This window comes from Burkholderia cepacia, from assembly GCF_001039005.1.
In the GTDB taxonomy this organism is placed as follows: domain Bacteria; phylum Pseudomonadota; class Gammaproteobacteria; order Burkholderiales; family Burkholderiaceae; genus Burkholderia; species Burkholderia theae.
On sequence record NZ_LDWR01000021.1, the window covers coordinates 216,082 to 235,281 of the forward strand.

A 19,200-nucleotide genomic window follows, 5' to 3' on the forward strand; every position below is an offset into this window, starting at 1 on the left:
GAACGCGGCACCGGAAGTCGAACGGAATCGGTGGCCGGCCCCTGTCGCATGCCCGCAACCGATTCAGCCTATTCGTCGCCCGACAGCCCGTTCCCTTCCTCGAATCGCGTGACGCCCCGCAGCCCGCGCAGCTTGTCGCAGATCGCCCGGTATTCGAGTTCCGACACCCGCGCGAGCGCGATGCGCACCTCGTCGTGCTCGCCGGTGTCGTCGGCACGCTGCAGGATGAACTGCTTCACACGCGCGCTGTCGGCACCGAGCGCCGCGTGCAGCGAATCGAATGTCACCGCGCCGCTCACGACCGTCAGCGCAAGCTGGCGCCGCTGGCGTACCGTGAAGTAGCGCCGTTCCAGCGGCTTGATGCCGGCCAGGATGATCAGGATGATGATCGTCGCCGAAATCGACGCGACGTAGAGCCCGCCGCCCACCGCGAGCCCGATCGCCGCGACCGACCACAGGCTCGCGGCGGTCGTCAGCCCGCGCACGATCTCGCCGCGCAGCAGGATCGAGCCCGCGCCGAGGAAGCCGATGCCCGACACGACCTGCGCGGCGATCCGCGACGGATCGAGCACGATGTGGTCGCTGCTGCCAAGCACGTCGGCGAAACCGAACGCCGACACGATCATGATCAGCGTCGAGCCGACGCACACGAGCATGTGCGTGCGCAGGCCGGCCGCCCACGACAGGCGCTCGCGCTCGAAGCCGATGACGCTGCCGAGCGCCGCCGCGAGAACGAGCCGCATCACGAGTTCCAGGTTGCTGAGCATCCGATTTCTCTCCTTTTTTTGTGCCGGCCGCGCGGAATGTTTTATCCTTGGCCCCGGCCGCGCCGATCCTCCGGGCCGCGCCGACACGTTTCGATCCAAGCGCTCAACCCCGTCATGTCCGTTTCCGACTCCGCTTCCGCCCAGGCCGCCCAGCTGCGCCACCATTTCGCGCACGTCGTCTTGCCGATCTGGCGAGGTTCAGGGTTCGACCACACATTGCGGTTGCCGTTCGAGGCCGTCGACCCGGCCAGCCACGCGCCGCTGCCCGCCACCCGTTATCGCGCAATGGCCTGCGCTCGGCAACTGTTCGTGTTCGCGCAGGCCGGCGACACGGCGCACGCGGCCACGCTGTTCGACGCGCTGTGCAGCCGCTTCCGCGACACGCGCCACGGCGGCTGGATCTACAGCGTCGACGCGCAGGGCGCGCCGCTCGATACGACCAAGGATCTCTATACGCACGCGTTCATCGTGTTCGCATGCGCCGCGTGGCATGCGGCGTCGGGCGACGCCGCCGCGCGCACGGTGGCCGAGGAGACCGCCGCGCTGATCCAGGAACGCTTCGCGCCGCGCCGTGGCGACGCGCTGCTCGATGCGGCGCGCCACGCCGATTTCTCGTCATCCGGCAGCGGCGCGCTGCAGAATCCGCTGATGCACCTGACCGAAGCGTGGCTCGCGGCCGCCGACGCGTTCGGCGACACGGCGTTCGACGATGCGCTCGTCAGCACCGCACAGGCCGTCGAACGCACCTTCGTCGATGCAGCGACCGGATGCGTGGCCGAGCTGCCGCTCGGCGCGGCCGACAACCGTTTCGAGCCCGGCCATCAATTCGAGTGGTTCTATCTGGTCGATGCGGCCGGCACGCGGCTCGCGCAAACCGGGCTCCCCGGCGCGCTGTCGCGCGCGTTCACGTTCGCGGAGCAATACGGCGTCGATGCGCAGACGGGCGGCGTCTGCGCGGCGCTCGATGCGCAAGGCGCGTGCGTCGACGGCACGCAGCGGATCTGGGCGCAGACCGAATACCTGCGTGCGCTCGCGACGCACGGCGGCACGCCGGCCTCCGTGCCGCTCGCGCAGCAGATCGAGCGTTTCGCCGCGCGCTTCCTGCATCCGCGCGGCTGGTTCGAGTGCAAGACGGCCGACGGGCAGGTGTCGCGCGCCGACATGCCGTCGACGACGCCCTACCACCTCGCGACCGCCTACGCGGCGTTGCCGACCGGCGCGTAACCCGTATCGGCGAACGACGGCGCCGCGCGTTCGCCGCGTGCGGCACGTCCATCGCCCAGTTCGAACACCGACACCGCCTGCATCAGGTGCGCGGTCTGGTCGTTCAGCGACGCGGCCGCTGCCGCGACTTCCTCGACCAGCGCCGCGTTCTGCTGCGTCAGTTGATCCATCTGCGTGACGGCCTGGTTCACCTGTTCGATCCCGACGCTCTGCTCGACCGACGCCGACGTGATCTCGGACATCGTCTGCACGACACGCGTGATCGACGTCGACACCGTCCGCATCGCTTCGCCGGCGCGCTCGACGAGCTCCGCGCCGCCGTTGATCTGCGCGACCGAATCCTCGATCAGCGCCTTGATCTCCTTGGCCGATTGCGCGCTGCGCTGCGCGAGCGAGCGCACTTCGCCCGCGACCACCGCGAAGCCGCGGCCCTGCTCGCCGGCCCGCGCCGCCTCGACCGCCGCGTTCAACGCGAGGATATTGGTCTGGAACGCGATGCCGTCGATCACCGAGATGATTTCCGCGATCCGCCCCGAGCTCTGCGCGATGCCGCGCATCCGGTCGATCACGCTGTCGACCACGCCGCCGCCGTGGCTCGTCGCTTCGAGCGCCGCGTCGGCCAGTGCGCTGGCCGCGCGGGCACTGTCGGTGTTCTGCCGGACGGTCGCGGTCAATTCCTCCATGCTCGCGGCCGTTTCCTCGAGCGACGCGGCCTGCGTGCCCGTGCGCGCCGACAAGTCGGCGTTGCCGCTTGCGATCTCGCCCGCGCCGTGGTGGATCGCATCGGACGCGTGGCGCACCGTGCGCACGGTGCCCGCGATGCTCGTCTGCATCGTGGCGAGGCCGCGCAGCATCCGGTCGATCTCGTACACGCCGCCGGCCCGCACGGCTTCGTCGAGCCGGCCCAGCGCGATCCGCTCGAAATGGCGGCCGGCTTCCTCCAGCGGCGCGACGACCGCGCGCCGCGCGGCCGCGTAGATGGCCGCGCTTGCCGCGAGCATCGCCACCAGCAGCACGATGCCGACCGACTTGAACCAGAGCATGCCGCCGTCGATCGTGTCGAGCGCCGTGCGGCTCGACGCGCTGCCGTAGTCGGCGAATCGATGCAGTTCGGCGATGTAGGCATCCTGGATGCCTTGCGTCGGCTGGTCGAGGAATGCCTGGATGTTGTCCGCGTCGAGGAACTGCACGAGTTCCCCAAGTGCGCCGCGCAGCGCGCGATAGCGCTCGGCGAGCGCCGCGACGCGCGCACGGTTCGCGTCGTCGACCGGCGGCGCGGCCGTCAGCGCGGCGAACGCCTTGTCTGCTTCCGCGAGCGAGGCGCCGGCATGGCGGATGATGTCTTCCGGCTTCGGGCCGCCGCGCACCATCCGCGTGCCGGCGCGCGACAGGTTGATGCGCGCGTCGAGCAAGTGCTCGGTCGCCTGGTTGGCCGCGTTGACCTGCGCGATCGCGACGTTCGACAGATCGTCGACGCCGCTGCGCGTCGACGCGAGCGCCCAGAAGCCGAGCGCTTCAATCGCGAACAGGAAGAGGCAAAACACGGTCAACACGCCGAGCAGACCCGACGCGAGCTTGATTTTTCCGAACATGGGGAGATTCCTGGAGAGCGAGATGAGGCAATGCCCCGGCATTAGCGGCATTTCTTCGCCGGACTTTAGGAGTAGCCGGCGATGAAGCCGGCTAATCACGCGCGTCGCTCGCGCATTCCCGCCGAATCGACCGCAAACCGGGACAACTCCCGCGTTCGACGCAACAATCGCGTCGCATCGCGCCGTAAATTGCAGGAAACGTGGACGAATTTCCTTGCTTATCCGCAGCCCCCTTCCTAGAGTTCAGCGCAAGCGGGCACTCATTTCGAGGAAAGCGGATGACCGACATCACGGACCACGCGCGCGGCGCATTGCGTGCGCAACCGTTCAGCATGCTGCTGGGCACGGAGTTGATGCATATCGGCGACAACGAGGTGTCGCTGTGCCTGCACGTGCGCGAAGAACTGCGGCAGCAGCACGGTTTCGTGCACGGCGGCGTCATCAGCTATCTCGCCGACAACGCGCTGACGTTCGCCGGCGCGCTCGTGCTCGGCCCGCGCGTGATCACGGCCGAATACAAGATCAACTACCTGCGGCCGGCGGTGAACGGCACGCTCGTCGCCCGCGCGAAGCTCGTCTACGCGGGCCGGCACCAGGCGACCTGCCAGTGTCATGTGTTCGTCATCGACGGCGATCACGAGCGGCTCGTCGCGATCGCGCAAGGCACGATCAACCGCGTCGGCGACGGCAAGGCGCCGGATATGCCGGAGGAAACGGCCTGAGCGGCTGCCCGGCCCGAGGTCGATGAGAGGATGCCGAATACGCAGCGCGTGTCGCGCTAGCGTTTCATCGCGGCAAGATAGACCGCATCATGCTCGCGACGCCCCACCGCAACCACGAGTACGACAACCTCCGCGTCGCGCACTTCGTACACGAGGCGATAGCCGACACCGCGCAGCTTGATCTTGTAGCGGTCCGGATGACCGTGCAGCTTCGCCGAAGGAATGCGAGGATTCTCGAGCCGTTCGGCGAGTCTGGCCTTGAACTGATCGCGAATCGTGCGATCGAGCTTCTTCCACTCCTTCAACGCAGGTTCGAGAAAAGCGAGCTCAAAGGTCATTCAGCTTGACCTTGACGACCTTCTCCTTGGCGCGCGAGTCGGCCAGCGCGTTGTCTTCGATATCTTCGAGACGTTCGACCATCGCCTCCCATGTCTTCGCCGGGATGCAATAGAACGCGGGTTCGTTGTGATTCAGGATCGCGACCGGGAAGCCCTCTCCTGCCGCCACGGTTCCCATCGGGTTCCGCTTCAGCTCCGAGACGCTCGCCGTCACGCTGGCCAGGATGGTGTGGGGCATGTCCGCTCCTTGTTCGATCGAATTTTTATTGTACTTTATTTGGCACCATATTTAGCCCGATTCAGGGTGCCATACAGGCCATGCCGAATTCGCTTCCGGCCGTGAAGTTCGACACGCCTTACTCGGTCCCATCGCCCGTCAACGGCAGGAAGCGCGGCGCCACGCGCGCCCGCACGTTTCCGTGCTCGTCGGTGCGATAGATCCCGCGGGCCGCGTTGTGCGGATGCGTCACCGCGTCGGCCACGCTCAGCAGCGGCGCGAAACACGCATCCGTGCCTTCGAGCAGCGCGCGCCAGTGCGCGGACGGCTGCTGCGCGAACACGTCGGCGAAACGCGCCTTCAGCGCGGGCCAGTGCGCGCGGTTGTACTGCGACGCCGGATCGACGTCGGTGAGCCCGAGCCGTTCGACCAGCAGCGCATAGAACGGCGGTTCGAGCGCGCCGATCGTCACGCATGCGCCGTCCGCGCAGCGATACACGTCGTAGAACGGCGCATCGTGAAACAGGCTCGGCTGTGCGCCGTCGAGCTGCCCGTTCGCGCGCGCCCACAGCGCGAGCGAACCGAGCATCGACACGATGTCGACGATCGCGCCGTCAACCACGCGCCCCGGCCCGCCGCCGCGCACGTCGAACAGCGCGCAGACGATCCCGAACGCGAGCCCGAGCGCGCCGCCCGCGTCGCCGACGACGGTCGGCGGCAATCCCGGCCGGCCGTCGCGCGGCGCGGACAGCGACAGCAGCCCCGTCAGCGCGACGTAGTTCAGGTCGTGCCCGGCCGCGGCCGCGAGCGGGCCGTGCTGGCCCCAGCCCGTCATCCGCCCGTACACGAGCGTCGGATTGCGGCGCGCGCAGTCGTCGGGCCCGAGGCCGAGCCGCTCCATCACGCCGGGCCGCAGCCCTTCGACCAGCGCATCGGCCTGCGCGATCAGTTCGAGCGCCGCGTCGCGGCCGGCCGGCGCCTTCAGGTCGAGTTCGACGATCGTCTTGCCTTCGCGCAGCAGGTCGCCGTCGCGGCCCCGCAGCGCGTCCGGCGCGCTCGTGCGGCCGGACGGGCGCGCGATCAGCGTGATCCGCGCGCCCATCCCGGCGAGCATCCAGCCCGCGAGCGGGCCGGGGCCAAGGCCCTCGAATTCGACGATGTGGATGCCGGAAAGCGGTGCATCAAGCGACATGCGATTCTCCTGTCGATCAGCGTTAGCGCTTCAGCGCTTACGCTGATCCCATGGCGTGGCTGGATGGAGTTAGCGCTTCAGCGCTTACTCCATCCCCACGGCGGTCGATCAGCGTTAGCGCTTTAGCGCTTACGCGGGTCCCGTGCATAGCGCACCATGCGCGCCAAACGAAAAATCCCTGCGCGGCGGATTCCGCTTCGCAGGGATCGGGGCAAGCAACGCGTACCGCTCGGCACGCCGGAACCGGCATGCGTCAGAACGCATCCCCCGGCACCCGCACCCAGCCTTCCATCAGCACGCGCGCGCTGCGGCTCATGATCGCCTTCGTGACGGTCCACTCGCCGTTCTCCTGCTGCTGCGCTTCCGCGCCGACGCGCAGCGTGCCCGACGGATGCCCGAAGCGCACCGCGTTGCGTGCGCCGCCGCCCGCCGCCAGATTGACGAGCGTGCCGGGGATCGCCGCGGCCGTGCCGATCGCGACCGCCGCCGTGCCCATCATCGCGTGGTGCAACTTGCCCATCGACATCGCGCGCACCAGCAGGTCGACGTCGCCCGCGTTCACGCGCTTGCCGCTCGATGCGACGTAATCGGCCGGCTTCGCGACGAATGCGATCTTCGGCGTGTGCTGCCGCGTCGCGATTTCATCGAGCGTATCGATCAGCCCCATGCGCAACGCGCCGTGCGCGCGGATCGTCTCGAACTTCTCGAGCGCCTTCGCGTCGCCGTTGATCGCGTCCTGCAGTTCGGTGCCCGTATAGCCGATCGCCTCGGCCTCGACGAAGATCGTCGGGATCCCCGCGTTGATCATCGTCGCCTTCAGCGTGCCGACGCCCGGCACCGCGAGATCGTCGACGAGGTTGCCGGTCGGGAACATCGACCCGCCCGCGCCCTCTTCGTCGGCCGCCGGGTCCATGAATTCGAGCTGCACTTCGGCGGCCGGGAACGTGACGCCGTCCAGCTCGAAGTCGCCCGTCTCCTGCACCGCGCCGTTCGTGACCGGCACATGCGCGACGATCGTCTTGCCGATGTTCGCCTGCCAGATCCGCACGGTCGCGATGCCGTCGCGCGGCACGCGCGACGGGTCGACGAGGCCGCCGCTGATCGCGAACGGGCCGACCGCCGCCGACAGGTTGCCGCAGTTGCCGGTCCAGTCGACGAAGGCCTTGTCGATCGCGACCTGCCCGAACAGATAGTCGACGTCGTGGCCGGGCCGCGTGCTCTTCGACACGATCACCGTCTTGCTGGTGGACGACGTCGCGCCGCCCATCCCGTCGATCTGCTTGCCGTAAGGATCAGGGCTGCCGATCACGCGCAGCAGCAGCGCGTCGCGCGCGGCGCCCGGCGCCTGCGCGGCATCGGGCAGGTCCTGCAGCCGGAAGAACACGCCCTTGCTGGTGCCGCCGCGGATGTAGGTCGCGGGAATCCTGATTTGAGAAATGTGAGCCATGTCCGTGTTCTCGATGTGACCGTGTCAAGCCGCCTGCGACGATTCGAGGAAGTCCTGCGCGAAGCGCTGCAGCACGCCGCCCGCTTCGTAGATCGACACTTCCTCGGCCGTATCGAGCCGGCACGTCATCGGTACCTCGACGCGCTCGCCGTTCCTGCGCTGAATCACGAGCGTCAGGTCGGCGCGCGGCGTACGCTCGCCGATCACGTCGAAGGTCTCGGTGCCGTCGATGCCGAGCGTCGTCCGGTTCGTGCCGGGCTTGAACTCGAGCGGCAGCACGCCCATCCCGATCAGGTTCGTGCGGTGAATCCGCTCGAACCCTTCGGCGGCGATCGCCTCGACGCCCGCGAGCCGCACGCCCTTCGCGGCCCAGTCGCGCGACGAGCCCTGGCCGTAGTCGGCGCCCGCAACCACGATCAGCGGCTGCTTGCGATTCATGTACGTCTCGATCGCTTCCCACATCCGCATGACCTTGCCTTCCGGCTCGACGCGCGCGAGCGAGCCCTTCTTCACCGCGCCGTCGACCACCGCCATCTCGTTGATCAGCGTCGGGTTCGCGAAGGTCGCGCGCTGCGCGGTCAGGTGGTCTCCTCGGTGCGTCGCGTACGAGTTGAAGTCTTCTTCCGGCAGGCCCATCTTCGCGAGGTATTCGCCGGCCGCGCTGTCCAGCAGGATCGCGTTCGACGGCGACAGGTGGTCGGTCGTGATGTTGTCGCCGAGCACCGCGAGCGGGCGCATCCCCTGCAGCGTGCGTTCGCCGGCAAGCGCCCCCTCCCAGTACGGCGGACGGCGGATGTACGTGCTCTGCGCGCGCCAGTCGTACAGCGGCGCCGCGCGCTCGCCCGCGTCGGCGCTGCGCGCGAACATCGGCTCGTAGACCTTGCGGAACTGCTCGGGCTTCACGCTCGACGCGACGATCGCATCGATCTCCTCGTCGGTCGGCCAGATGTCCTTCAGCGTGACGGGCTTGCCGTCCTGATCGTGGCCGAGCACGTCCTTCTCGATGTCGAAGCGGATCGTGCCGGCGATCGCATACGCGACGACGAGCGGCGGCGACGCGAGGAACGCCTGCTTCGCATACGGATGGATGCGGCCGTCGAAGTTGCGGTTGCCGGACAGCACGGCCGTCGCGTACAGGTCGCGATCGACGATCTCCTGCTGGATCTTCGGATCGAGCGCGCCGGACATCCCGTTGCAGGTCGTGCACGCGAACGCGACGATGCCGAAGCCGAGCTTCTCGAGTTCCGGCAGCAGGTTCGCTTCTTCCAGGTACAGCTCGACCGCCTTCGAGCCGGGCGCGAGCGAGCTCTTCACCCATGGCTTGCGCACGAGGCCGCGCGCGTTCGCGTTGCGCGCGAGCAAGGCCGCGGCGATCACGTTGCGCGGGTTGCTGGTGTTCGTGCAGCTCGTGATCGCGGCGATGATCACCGCGCCGTCGGGCATCTCGCCCGCCTTCTCTTCCCACTGGCCGGCGATGCCGCGCGCGGCGAGGTCGGACGTCGGCAGCCGCTTGTGCGGGTTCGACGGGCCGGCCATGTTGCGCACGACGCTCGACAGGTCGAACGTCAGCGTGCGCTCGTACTGCGCGCCGTCCAGCGTGTCGGCCCACAGGCCGGCTGCCTTCGCATAGGTTTCGACGAGCTTCACCTGCTCGTCGCTGCGGCCGGTGAGGCGCAGGTAGTCGGTCGTCTGGCCGTCGATGAAGAACATCGCGGCCGTCGCGCCGTATTCGGGCGCCATGTTCGAGATCGTCGCGCGATCGCCGAGCGTGAGGCTCGCCGCACCCGCACCGCGGAATTCCAGGTACGCGCCGACCACCTTTTCCTTGCGCAGGAACTCGGTCAGCGCGAGCACGACGTCGGTCGCGGTGATGCCGGGCTGACGCTTGCCGGTCAGCTCGACGCCGACGATGTCGGGCAGGCGCATCCACGACGCGCGGCCGAGCATCACGTTCTCGGCTTCGAGCCCGCCGACGCCGATCGCGATCACGCCGAGCGCGTCGACGTGCGGCGTGTGGCTGTCGGTGCCGACGCAGGTGTCCGGGTACGCGACGCCGTCGTCGCTGACCTGGATCACCGGCGACATTTTCTCGAGGTTGATCTGGTGCATGATGCCGTTGCCCGGCGGGATCACGTCGACGTTCTCGAACGCCTTCTTGGTCCACTCGATGAAGTGGAAGCGATCCTCGTTGCGGCGATCCTCGATCGCTCGGTTCTTCGCGAACGCGTCCGGATCGAAGCCGCCGCACTCGACGGCGAGCGAGTGGTCGACGATCAGCTGCACGGGCACGACCGGGTTCACCTTCGCCGGGTCGCCGCCGCCGTCGGCGATCGCGTCGCGCAGGCCGGCGAGATCGACGAGCGCCGTCTGCCCGAGGATGTCGTGGCACACCACGCGCGCCGGGAACCACGGGAAGTCGCGCTCGCGCTTGCGCTCGATGATCTGCTTCAGCGACTCGGCGAGTGTCGCCGGATCGCAGCGGCGCACGAGGTTTTCGGCGAGCACGCGTGACGTGTACGGCAGCGTGTCGTAGGCACCGGGCGCGATCGCGTCGACCGCGGCGCGCGCGTCGAAATAGTCCAGCGACGTGCCGGGCAGGGGTTTGCGGTTGGCGGTATTCATCATGTGGGGAACTCGGGTATGACGTCCGGCGCGCACCGGCCCCGCATCACGCGGGCGGCCGGTGCGCGCGGCTGGCGTTTCAGCGCTTCTCGATCGGTACGAACTGCAGGTCTTCCGGGCCCGTGTAGTTCGCGCTCGGGCGGATGATCTTGTTGTCGACGCGCTGCTCGATGATGTGCGCGCTCCAGCCCGACGTGCGCGAGATCACGAACAGCGGCGTGAACATCGCGGTCGGCACGCCCATCATGTGATACGACACCGCGCTGAACCAGTCGAGGTTCGGGAACATCTTCTTCGCGTCCCACATCACCGATTCGAGGCGCTCGGCGATGTTGTACAGCTTCAGGTCGCCCGCTTCCTTCGACAGCTTGTGCGCGACGCCCTTGATCACCTTGTTGCGCGGATCGGAGATCGTGTAGACCGGGTGGCCGAAGCCGATCACGACTTCCTTGTTCTCGACGCGGCGGCGGATGTCGGCTTCGGCGGCGTCCGGCGAGCTGTAGCGGCTCTGGATTTCATACGCGACTTCGTTCGCGCCGCCGTGCTTCGGCCCGCGCAGCGCACCGATCGCGCCGGTGATCGCCGAGTAAATATCCGAGCCCGTGCCCGCGATCACGCGGCCGGTGAACGTCGACGCGTTGAATTCGTGCTCCGCGTACAGGATCAGCGACGTGTGCATCGCCTCGACCCACGACTTCGACGGCGTCTTGCCGTGCAGCAGGTGCAGGAAGTGGCCGCCGATCGAGTCGTCGTCGGTTTCCGTCTCGATACGCTTGCCGTTGTGCGAGAAGTGATACCAGTACAGCAGCATCGAGCCGAGCGACGCCATCAGGCGGTCGGCGATGTCGCGCGCGCCCGGCAGGTTGTGGTCGTCCTTCTCCGGCAGCACGGTGCCGAGCACCGACACGCCCGTGCGCATCACGTCCATCGGGTGCGCGGACGCCGGGATTTGCTCGAGCGCCGCCTTCAGCGCGTTCGGCAGGCCACGCATCGCGCGCAGTTTGGTCTTGTACGCGGCCAGTTCGGTCAGGTTCGGCAGCGTTTCGTGCACGAGCAGGTGCGCGATTTCCTCGAACTCGCACGACTCGGCGACGTCGAGAATGTCGTAGCCGCGGTAATGCAGGTCGTTGCCGGTCTTGCCGACCGTGCACAGCGCCGTGTTGCCGGCCGTCACGCCCGACAGCGCCACCGACTTCTTCGGCTTGAATGCGCCTGCGGCGGCCGGTGCTGCTGCGTCTTTCGTCTCGCTCATGTTTCCGTTCTCCAGATTTGTTGTCCAGATGTCGACCGGACTTGGCGCTTCAGCGCCTAGTCCGGTCCCATGCAAAGCTGTTGGCGCTTCAGCGCTTGTCGACCGGTGTTAGTGCTTCAGCACTTACCCCGGTCCCACGCAAAGCGCGCTCTGGCCCCATGCAAAGTTCAGATTCGTGTCTCGTGGGGGGCGGGCCGCGTTACTTCTTGCCCTGCGCGAACAGCTCGTCGAGCTTGCGCTCGTATTCGTGATAACCGAGGAAGTCGTACAGCTCGGCGCGCGTCTGCATCGTCGGCACGGCCGCCTTCTGCGTGCCGTCGCGGCGCACCGTCTCGTAGAAATTCAGCGCGGCCTTGTTCATCGCGCGATACGCGCCGCAGCAGTACAGCGCGATGTCGACGTTCGCCTCACGCAACTCATCGGTCGTGAAGAACGGTGTCGAGCCGAACTCGGTCAGGTTCGCGAGGATCGGCACCTTCACGGCCGCCTTGAAGCGGCGATAGTCGTCGAGCGTCTTCATCGCTTCCGGGAAGATCATGTCCGCGCCGGCTTCGACGTAAGCGACCGCGCGCTCGATTGCCGAGTCGATCCCTTCGGCGGCGGCCGCATCGGTGCGCGCCATGATCACGAACTGGTCGTCGGTGCGCGCGTCGACCGCCGACTTGATGCGGTCGACCATTTCGCCGGTCGGCACGACTTCCTTGCCGGGACGGTGGCCGCAACGTTTCTGGCCGACCTGGTCTTCCATGTGCACGGCCGCGACGCCGGCCTTGATGAACGAACGGACCGTGCGCGCGATGTTGAACGCGCCGCCCCAGCCCGTATCGATGTCGACGAGCAGCGGCAGGTCGGTGGCATTGGTGATCCGGTTCGCGTCGATCAGCACGTCTTCCATCGTGCTGATGCCGAGATCGGGGATCCCGAGCGAGTTCGCGGCGACACCGCCGCCCGACAGGTACACGGCCTTGAAGCCGACGGCCTGCGCCATCTTGGCCGCGTACGCGGTGATCGCGCCGACCACCTGCAGCGGCTGCTCGGCCGCGACTGCCGCGCGGAATTTCGCGCCGGCGCTCTGAAGATGCGTGTTGCTCATGAACGGCCTCCTGAAGGAATGCCCGATAACAGCAAGGACCGGGCCAGCTCGCGAAACGTCGCTAACCCACTGATTCTTAAGCAACCGGCCCGGGTGATGCAGTGCCCGGCGATTTCAATTCAGCAACTTCATGTTTCAAAAATGAAATCCCGCGCGCATAATCGACCGTCATGGACCTCTCCTCGACCAAGCCTGTCGGCCCGGCCGATCGCGCGGCACGCCCGCGCATCTGGGCGATGGGCATCAGCCGCCTGCGCGAGCTGTTTCGCGAGATCGCCGGCGAATTCGACGAACGTGCCGACGTGCGCATCGTGACGCGCGCGTATGAGGATGCGCTCAGCGCGATCGCCGAGGCCGGCGCGATGCGGCCCGACGTGATCGTCGCGGCCGGCTCGAACGGCGGCTTCCTGAAGACGCGCGCGCAGGTGCCGGTTGTGGTCGTGTCGCCGACCGGCTTCGACGTGATGCAGGCGCTCGCGCGCGCGCGGCGCGACGCGACGCGGATCGCGCTCGTCAGCGCCGGGGAAACGCCGCCGGAGGTGCGCCGCTTCGTCGCCGCATACGGCCTCGACGTGCAGTTTGCGTCATATCAGTCCGCGCAGGAAGCGGAAGCCTGCGTGCACGACCTGCGCGACCGCGGCATCGAGACGATCGTCGGCCCCGGCCTCGTCACCGATCTCGCGGCCAGCGCCGGCATGGGCGCGGTGTTCCTGTATTCGCATGCTTCGGTGCGCAAGGCCGTCGATACGGCGCTCGAAGTCGCGTATGCGACGCACGCCGAGGCATTCCGCCGCCAGCGGCTCGACAACCTGCTGCAGCACCTGCGCGACGGCGTGGTCGCGCTCGATGCGCGCGGTCGCGTCGAAGCGATCAACGAGCGGCTTGCGTCGGCGCTCGGGGTCGAACCCGCGGCGGCCGTCGGCCGTGCGCTGGTCGACCTGCGGCCCGAGCTGCGCACGCTGCGCGGCGAGGACGGCGACGCGCTCGCGACCGTGCGCGGCGTGCGCTACGTCGTGCATCGCGGGCCGCTCGTCGATCGCGGCGTGACGTCGGGCAGCGTGCTGACGTTCCAGGAATCGCGCGCGGTCGAACGGCTCGACCGCGCATTGCGTTCGCAGCCGACCACGCAGCAATTCGCGGCGCGTTATGCGCTCGACGACGTGGTCGGCGCATCGGCACCGATGGCGCGCGTGCGCGACCTCGTGCGCCGCTACGCGAAATCCGACGCGACCGTGCTCGTGCTCGGCGAAAGCGGCACCGGCAAGGAAATGATTGCGCAGAGCCTGCACGCGCTGTCCGCACGGCGCAGCTACCCGTTCGTCGCGGTCAATTGCGGCGCGTTTCCGGAAGCGCTGCTCGAAAGCGAGCTGTTCGGCTATGAGGAAGGCGCGTTCACCGGCGCGCGGCGCGGCGGCAAGACCGGCCTGTTCGAGGCCGCGCACCGCGGCACGCTGTTTCTCGACGAGATCGGCGAGATGCCGCCGTCTCTGCAGAGCCGGCTGCTGCGCGTGCTGCAGGAGCGCGAGGTGATCCGCCTCGGCTCGACCGAGCCGATCCGCATCGACGTGCGCGTGATCGCCGCGACGCACCGTCCACTGCTCGCCGCCGTCGAGGCCGGCACGTTCCGCGCGGATCTCTATTACCGGCTCAATATCCTGAACGTCGGCCTGCCGCCGCTGCGCGAACGCGCGGCCGACATCCCCGCGCTCGCGGCCACGCTGCTCGTGCAGGCCGCGCGGCGCGAACCGCGCCTCGCCGAACGCCTGCGCGACGCCGGCGATGCGGCGCGCGTGCTCGGCGCAACCCAGGCGACGCTCGCGCGCTACCGGTGGCCCGGCAACGTGCGCGAACTGCAGAACGTGATCGAACGGATCGCGGTGGAACTGGCCGAGGAAGCTGATGAAAACGATCCGGCCGCCGCGTGCGGCGCGCTCGATCCCGACGCGCTGCAGGCGATCGCGCCCGAGCTGTTCGCCGCACCGCCCGACGCGGCCGACCCCGACGATGCGCAGACGCTGCACGCGCGCCGCCGCCGTGCGGAAGCCGACGAGATCCGCGCGGTGCTCGACGCCTGCGGCGGCGATCGCGACCGCGCATGCGCGATGCTCGGCATCAGCAAGACGACGCTGTGGCGAAAACTGTCGGCAAAATAAGCCGATTCGGGTTCGACACGCCGGTATGCGCGCGGCAGAACGGGCCCGTCAGTCGGCCTTGTGATAGTGGCGGTACGCCTTCGCGCGATTGCCGCACGACGACATCGAGCACCAGCGGCGACTGCCGTTCTTGCTGTCGTCGATGAACAGCCACTGGCATGCGTCGTTCGCGCAACGCTTGACCTTCGCGAGCCGCGCGCCGCCGAGCAGGTCGATCGCCGACCACAGCACCGGGCTCAGCAACCCCGCGAGCGTCGCACCCGTTTCCCCGATCCGCCACGCATAACCGCCGTCGACGCGCGCCAGCGTGACGCGCGGCGACGCTTCCGCCAGGAAACCGCCGAGCAGCGCGAGATCGTCTGCCTGCGGCTCGCACCGCTCGGCCTGCGCATGAAAGAGCCGATACAGCGCCTCGCGCAACGCGAGCGCGCGCGCCAGCATCGCCGGCTCGTCTTCCTCCACGCCGCGTGCGCGGCACCGGTCGGCCAGGCCGGCCGGCACGCGGGCCTGCTCGCGGCACCACGCCAGCAGGTCGTCCATCGTTCCGAAGGTTTCCGTCGGCGGATCGCTGCCGCGCCAGTACAGCGTGTTCGCGAAATCGATGCTCAGGGTTTCGGGCGGCGCCGGAATCAGGCAGTCCATCGTGACGGAAGGATGCGTATTGCTCATGCACGCATCGTATCTAACCACCATGCCGGTTGACAAGCTCGTGAACGCTTTCTAACATAACCAGCATGGTGGTTAAAAACAGATTGAACGCACTGCGCCCCCTTCAGTTCAAGGAGCCACAGATGATCGATCGCCTTTCCTGCGGAGTTATCCACAACGACGGCAGCCGCCCGTTCTACGACAGCATGCTCGGCGCGCTCCGCTACAAGCGGCTGGCATGGTGCGTATAAGCAGGTTTGCCGCACTGACGTCCCCTCTCAGTTCAAGGAGCCAATGCACATGATTGATCACCTCTCCTTCGGCGTGGCCCACATCGGCCGCAGCCGCACCTTCTACGACAGCACGCTCGGCGCACTCGGCTACAAGCGGCTGTACAGCGACGACGGCTCGATCGGATACGGCACGGCCGAACCGGTGCTCTGGCTGCAGCACGCCGCCCGCCCCGTCGCCGCCGATCCCGATTCGGGGCTGCACCTGTCGTTCAAGGCCGCGTCGCCCGTCGAGGTCGACGCGTTCTATCGCGCCGCGCTCGAGCACGGCGGCCAGGACAACGGCGGGCCCGGCAAACGCGAGCACTACGGCCCCGGCTACTACGCGGCGTTCGTCGTCGACCCCGACGGATACCGGCTGGAGGCGCATTGCGAACTGGACAACATCGTGTGACCCGTCCGCGTACAAATGCCAAGGGCCCGATTCCGCTTGATGCGGAATCGGGCCCTTGCCTTTGAATCATCGCCGTCCGGTTGCCGACGACCGCCGCAGGCGGTCGTTCAGCGGGATCGCGGCATGCGCGGTTATTGCGCGCCGCGGGTGCGCTGCAACTGCTCGCCGAGCCCTTCGATGCCGAGGCGCACCACCTGACCGGCCTTCAGGAACACCGGCGACGGCTTGATGCCCATGCCGACGCCCGGCGGCGTGCCGGTCGTGATCACGTCGCCCGGCTGCAGGCGCATGCAGCTCGACAGATAGGCGATCAGCTGCGCGACGGTGAACACCATCGTGCGCGTGTTGCCGTTCTGATAGCGGTGGCCGTCGACTTCGAGCCACAGGTCGAGACGCTGCGGATCGGGCACCTCGTCGCGCGTGACGAGCCACGGACCGATCGGGCCGAACGTGTCGAAGCCCTTGCCCTTGTCCCACTGGCCACCGCGCTCGATCTGCCATTCGCGCTCGGACACGTCGTTGACGACGCAGTAGCCCGCGACGTAATCGAGCGCGTGCGCTTCGTCGACGTCCTTGCACGTCGCGCCGATCACGACGCCCAGCTCGACTTCCCAGTCCGTCTTGACCGAACCCTTCGGGATGTCGATGCCGTCGTTCGGGCCGCAGATCGAACTCGTCCACTTGCCGAACACGACCGGCTCCTTCGGGACCGGCATGCCGGCTTCGGCCGCGTGATCGGCATAGTTCAGGCCGATGCCGATGAACTTGCCGACATGCCCGACACATGCGCCGATGCGCGGTTCGCCGGACACGAGCGGCAGCGTGGCCGGATCGATCGCACGCAGCCGCGCGAGACCCGCGTCGGACAGCGCATCGCCGGCAAGATCCGGCACATGTGCGGACAGGTCGCGAATCCGGCCGTCTGCGTCGAGGATGCCGGGCTTTTCCTGGCCGGACGGGCCATAGCGAAGCAGTTTCATCGTGCTCAACCTCTGTTGTCGAATGGGACAGGATACCGGCCGACGCGGCCATTCGCGGCCGCGCGCCGGACTGATTGTCGATCGTCGATTGCGCGCGTCGGCGCCGCATCCAGGATGGGGGTCGACGTGCGAGGGTCGCGCGGGCGCAGCGATCGAGGCGCCGCACGCAAGTACGGCACGCATCGAACGGGCGGCCGCCGGTCTGCGCATCGGCGACGACGGCCCGGCACCCGCGACATGGTCCGGCCTGCGCCGGCCGGCTTCACGCGCGGCCACGCCGTCGCTGGCCCGCACGCCTTTGTACCATCGGCCGCGCACCGTGAAATGACGCGCGACGGATACCGACTATTGGTGCGCCCGTGGACGTTGCGGCGCAGCATCGGACGCGCTCAAGCGGCCCGATCCGTCACGAATATCGGCATCGCCTGCCATCGGCGCATGAATACTGGCTATTCGGGGTGCCCCTGTCATCGAGAACGTTTGCCAATCCGTTCTTGTCCGGGAATGATCGGTAAAAAGACGCTGCATTGCACACTGTATGTTTATTGCTAAGCTCGTACGAATGGCTTTCATTGCCATACGCGGGCCCGATTTGTGCGCGTGCAGAACCGGCCAGCGTGCGTCGCCAACCGATCGACGGTAATCCCCCAACCTCACACCTAAAATGCAGACAACCAACGACCCGCTTCCCGGCTGCGACGCTCGGGAATCGATGGCCGCAATCGACCGCTATCGCGCACCCGCGCTCGACAAGGGCCTCGACATTCTCGAACTCCTGTCGGAACAGAAGGAAGGACTCACCCGCACCGAAATCACGAAGGAACTCGGCCGCAACGCGAGCGAAATCTACCGAATGCTCGAACGCCTCGTCGCACGCCGCTACGTGATGCGCTCGACCGGCGGCGACCGCTACACGCTCAGCCTCAAGCTGTTCGCGCTCGCGCACCGGCATCCGCCGATGAACCGGCTGATTGCCGAGGCGTTGCCGCCGATGCAGCGCTTCGCCGATGCCGCCGAACAGTCGTGCCACCTGTCCGTCTACGATCGCGGCAACCTGCTCGTGATCGCGCAGGTCGACGGGCCCGGCCCGTGGGGGGTGTCGGTCCGGCTCGGCTCGCGCGTCGGGCTCGCCGATACGGCGTCGGGGCGCGTGATGCTGGCGTTCCAGGGCCCCGAGCAGCGCACGCACATGCTGGCCGAGCATCGCAAGGTCAAGGGCGAAGCGCCGCTGAACGAGCAGGAACTTTCGAATGCATGCCAGTCCATCCGGCAGTCCGGCTACCTGCGCCAGGACAGCCGCCAGGCGTACGGCGTGACCGACCTGACCGCACCGATCCTCGGGCCGTCCGGCCACGCGATCGGGGTGCTGACCTGCCCGTACATGCGCCGGATCGATGCGCACATGGCGCCGTCCGTCGACACGGTCGTCGAAGGGCTGCGCGACACGGCCGCCCAACTGTCGATGTGCCGCACCGAGACCTGCTGAACCCGGGTTCACCGAAGCGCGCCGCGTGCAACCGCGGCCGCGCCAACCGAGATCGCGCAAGACACCCGTGCGATGCGCGATCTCGGTGCCATATCGTGCGCTTCCGGCGCTACGCTAAAATAGCGGCCCTCTCAAAAACTACGGCGGCCGGTTGTCGCGGCCGTCGTGTCCGATGGATGTCATGGCCAAACTTCTGAACGATCAAGAATTCCAGCGTTTCTCCGAACTTCAGCAGAAGCAGGCAAGCTTCACGATCACGCCCGAAGAGGCGGACGAACTGCGCGATATCGTCGCGCACGCGCAGAAGAAGCGCGACGATCGTGCCGCCGCGATGCAGGCAATCGAGAACTACATCGAGCAGTTCGACATCACGCCCGACGAGCTCTTCTCGCCCGAACAGATCGGCGACGCGGCACGCACCTATGGGCTGATCACGGCAACCAAGAAGGAACGTGCGCTGCCGCCGTCGATCACGTTCAACGGCAAGCCGTACCAGTGGACCAAGACGCTTCCGGACGACGTGCGCGGCGCGCTGTTCGACGCGTTCACGTCCGGCGAGTCGGTCAAGCGCTTCATCGCGATGCCGAAGGACATCGCGCGTTGCGCACTGACGATCGCCCGCCTCGAGCGCGAAACCGGCGCTGTCTATGCCGATCCGCACCTCGAGGAACTCGCGATTTCGCGCGACCTGGTGAACGACGCGGCGTCGAAACTCGCTGCCTGAATGTGACCACGGGCACGATTCATGCGTGCCCGTACCTCCGCGTGACGCCGGCATTGGCC

General features: G+C 67.8%; 17 protein-coding genes. 6 read left to right on the plus strand and 11 right to left on the minus strand.

Annotated elements, in window-relative coordinates:
* Window positions 1-68: 68 nt before the first annotated feature.
* Complete coding sequence (locus VL15_RS13340) at window positions 69-767, minus strand: MgtC/SapB family protein (protein WP_048246061.1); 699 nt, start codon at window positions 765-767, stop codon at window positions 69-71.
* Between the two features lie 114 nt (window positions 768-881).
* Here VL15_RS13340 and VL15_RS13345 point away from each other — a divergent pair, with 114 nt between their 5' ends.
* On the plus strand, window positions 882-1,991 hold the full coding sequence (locus VL15_RS13345; RefSeq protein ID WP_048246063.1) for an AGE family epimerase/isomerase: 1,110 nt from the start codon (window positions 882-884) through the stop codon (window positions 1,989-1,991).
* Here VL15_RS13345 and VL15_RS13350 read toward each other — a convergent pair.
* Window positions 1,964-3,583 carry a methyl-accepting chemotaxis protein gene (locus tag VL15_RS13350; RefSeq protein WP_048246065.1) on the minus strand — a complete coding sequence of 540 codons (1,620 nt, stop codon included), beginning with the start codon at window positions 3,581-3,583 and terminating at the stop codon, window positions 1,964-1,966. The genes VL15_RS13345 and VL15_RS13350 overlap by 28 nt on opposite strands.
* Window positions 3,584-3,861: 278 nt before the next feature.
* Here VL15_RS13350 and VL15_RS13355 point away from each other — a divergent pair, with 278 nt between their 5' ends.
* A complete protein-coding gene (locus VL15_RS13355) occupies window positions 3,862-4,305 on the plus strand; it encodes a PaaI family thioesterase (RefSeq protein WP_048246066.1) in 444 nt (147 codons plus the stop codon).
* 56 nt (window positions 4,306-4,361) lie between these two features.
* On the opposite strand, the gene VL15_RS13360 is transcribed toward VL15_RS13355, so the two are convergent.
* The 7 genes from VL15_RS13360 to prpB all read right to left on the minus strand — a co-directional run bounded on the left by VL15_RS13360 (window position 4,362) and on the right by prpB (window position 12,466).
* The gene (locus VL15_RS13360) at window positions 4,362-4,643 is read right to left on the minus strand and encodes a type II toxin-antitoxin system RelE family toxin (protein ID WP_048246068.1); all 282 of its coding nucleotides are present in this window, start codon (window positions 4,641-4,643) and stop codon (window positions 4,362-4,364) included.
* A complete protein-coding gene (locus VL15_RS13365; protein WP_048023838.1) occupies window positions 4,633-4,881 on the minus strand; it encodes a type II toxin-antitoxin system Phd/YefM family antitoxin in 249 nt (82 codons plus the stop codon). The genes VL15_RS13360 and VL15_RS13365 overlap by 11 nt, the downstream gene beginning before the upstream one ends.
* A 118-nt stretch (window positions 4,882-4,999) precedes the next feature.
* Window positions 5,000-6,052, minus strand: coding sequence for a CaiB/BaiF CoA transferase family protein (locus VL15_RS13370; RefSeq protein WP_048246070.1), 1,053 nt, complete (start codon window positions 6,050-6,052; stop codon window positions 5,000-5,002).
* 253 nt (window positions 6,053-6,305) lie between these two features.
* Window positions 6,306-7,499: a 2-methylaconitate cis-trans isomerase PrpF gene (prpF, locus tag VL15_RS13375; protein WP_048246072.1), complete on the minus strand. Its 1,194-nt coding sequence runs from the start codon at window positions 7,497-7,499 to the stop codon at window positions 6,306-6,308.
* 24 nt (window positions 7,500-7,523) lie between these two features.
* Window positions 7,524-10,121: a Fe/S-dependent 2-methylisocitrate dehydratase AcnD gene (gene acnD / locus VL15_RS13380; RefSeq protein ID WP_155420208.1), complete on the minus strand. Its 2,598-nt coding sequence runs from the start codon at window positions 10,119-10,121 to the stop codon at window positions 7,524-7,526.
* A 79-nt stretch (window positions 10,122-10,200) separates the two neighbouring features.
* Window positions 10,201-11,373, minus strand: coding sequence for a bifunctional 2-methylcitrate synthase/citrate synthase (gene prpC / locus VL15_RS13385; protein ID WP_048246077.1), 1,173 nt, complete (start codon window positions 11,371-11,373; stop codon window positions 10,201-10,203).
* A 199-nt stretch (window positions 11,374-11,572) separates the two neighbouring features.
* Window positions 11,573-12,466 (minus strand): methylisocitrate lyase, encoded by an 894-nt coding sequence (prpB, locus tag VL15_RS13390; RefSeq protein WP_048246079.1) that lies wholly within the window; start codon window positions 12,464-12,466, stop codon window positions 11,573-11,575.
* A 170-nt stretch (window positions 12,467-12,636) separates the two neighbouring features.
* Here prpB and prpR point away from each other — a divergent pair, with 170 nt between their 5' ends.
* The gene (prpR, locus tag VL15_RS13395) at window positions 12,637-14,619 is read left to right on the plus strand and encodes a propionate catabolism operon regulatory protein PrpR (RefSeq protein WP_048246080.1); all 1,983 of its coding nucleotides are present in this window, start codon (window positions 12,637-12,639) and stop codon (window positions 14,617-14,619) included.
* 48 nt (window positions 14,620-14,667) lie between these two features.
* On the opposite strand, the gene VL15_RS13400 is transcribed toward prpR, so the two are convergent.
* Complete coding sequence (locus VL15_RS13400; RefSeq protein ID WP_230684438.1) at window positions 14,668-15,288, minus strand: CGNR zinc finger domain-containing protein; 621 nt, start codon at window positions 15,286-15,288, stop codon at window positions 14,668-14,670.
* Between the two features lie 279 nt (window positions 15,289-15,567).
* On the opposite strand from VL15_RS13400, the gene VL15_RS13405 reads away from it, so the two are divergent.
* Window positions 15,568-15,951 carry a VOC family protein gene (locus VL15_RS13405; RefSeq protein ID WP_048246227.1) on the plus strand — a complete coding sequence of 128 codons (384 nt, stop codon included), beginning with the start codon at window positions 15,568-15,570 and terminating at the stop codon, window positions 15,949-15,951.
* 131 nt (window positions 15,952-16,082) lie between these two features.
* Here VL15_RS13405 and VL15_RS13410 read toward each other — a convergent pair whose 3' ends face one another.
* A complete protein-coding gene (locus VL15_RS13410) occupies window positions 16,083-16,931 on the minus strand; it encodes an ureidoglycolate lyase (RefSeq protein ID WP_048246084.1) in 849 nt (282 codons plus the stop codon).
* Window positions 16,932-17,595: 664 nt separating this feature from the next.
* On the opposite strand from VL15_RS13410, the gene VL15_RS13420 reads away from it, so the two are divergent.
* A complete protein-coding gene (locus VL15_RS13420; protein WP_048246086.1) occupies window positions 17,596-18,417 on the plus strand; it encodes an IclR family transcriptional regulator in 822 nt (273 codons plus the stop codon).
* Between the two features lie 172 nt (window positions 18,418-18,589).
* Complete coding sequence (locus VL15_RS13425) at window positions 18,590-19,141, plus strand: hypothetical protein (protein ID WP_048246088.1); 552 nt, start codon at window positions 18,590-18,592, stop codon at window positions 19,139-19,141.
* Window positions 19,142-19,200 lie beyond the last annotated feature (59 nt).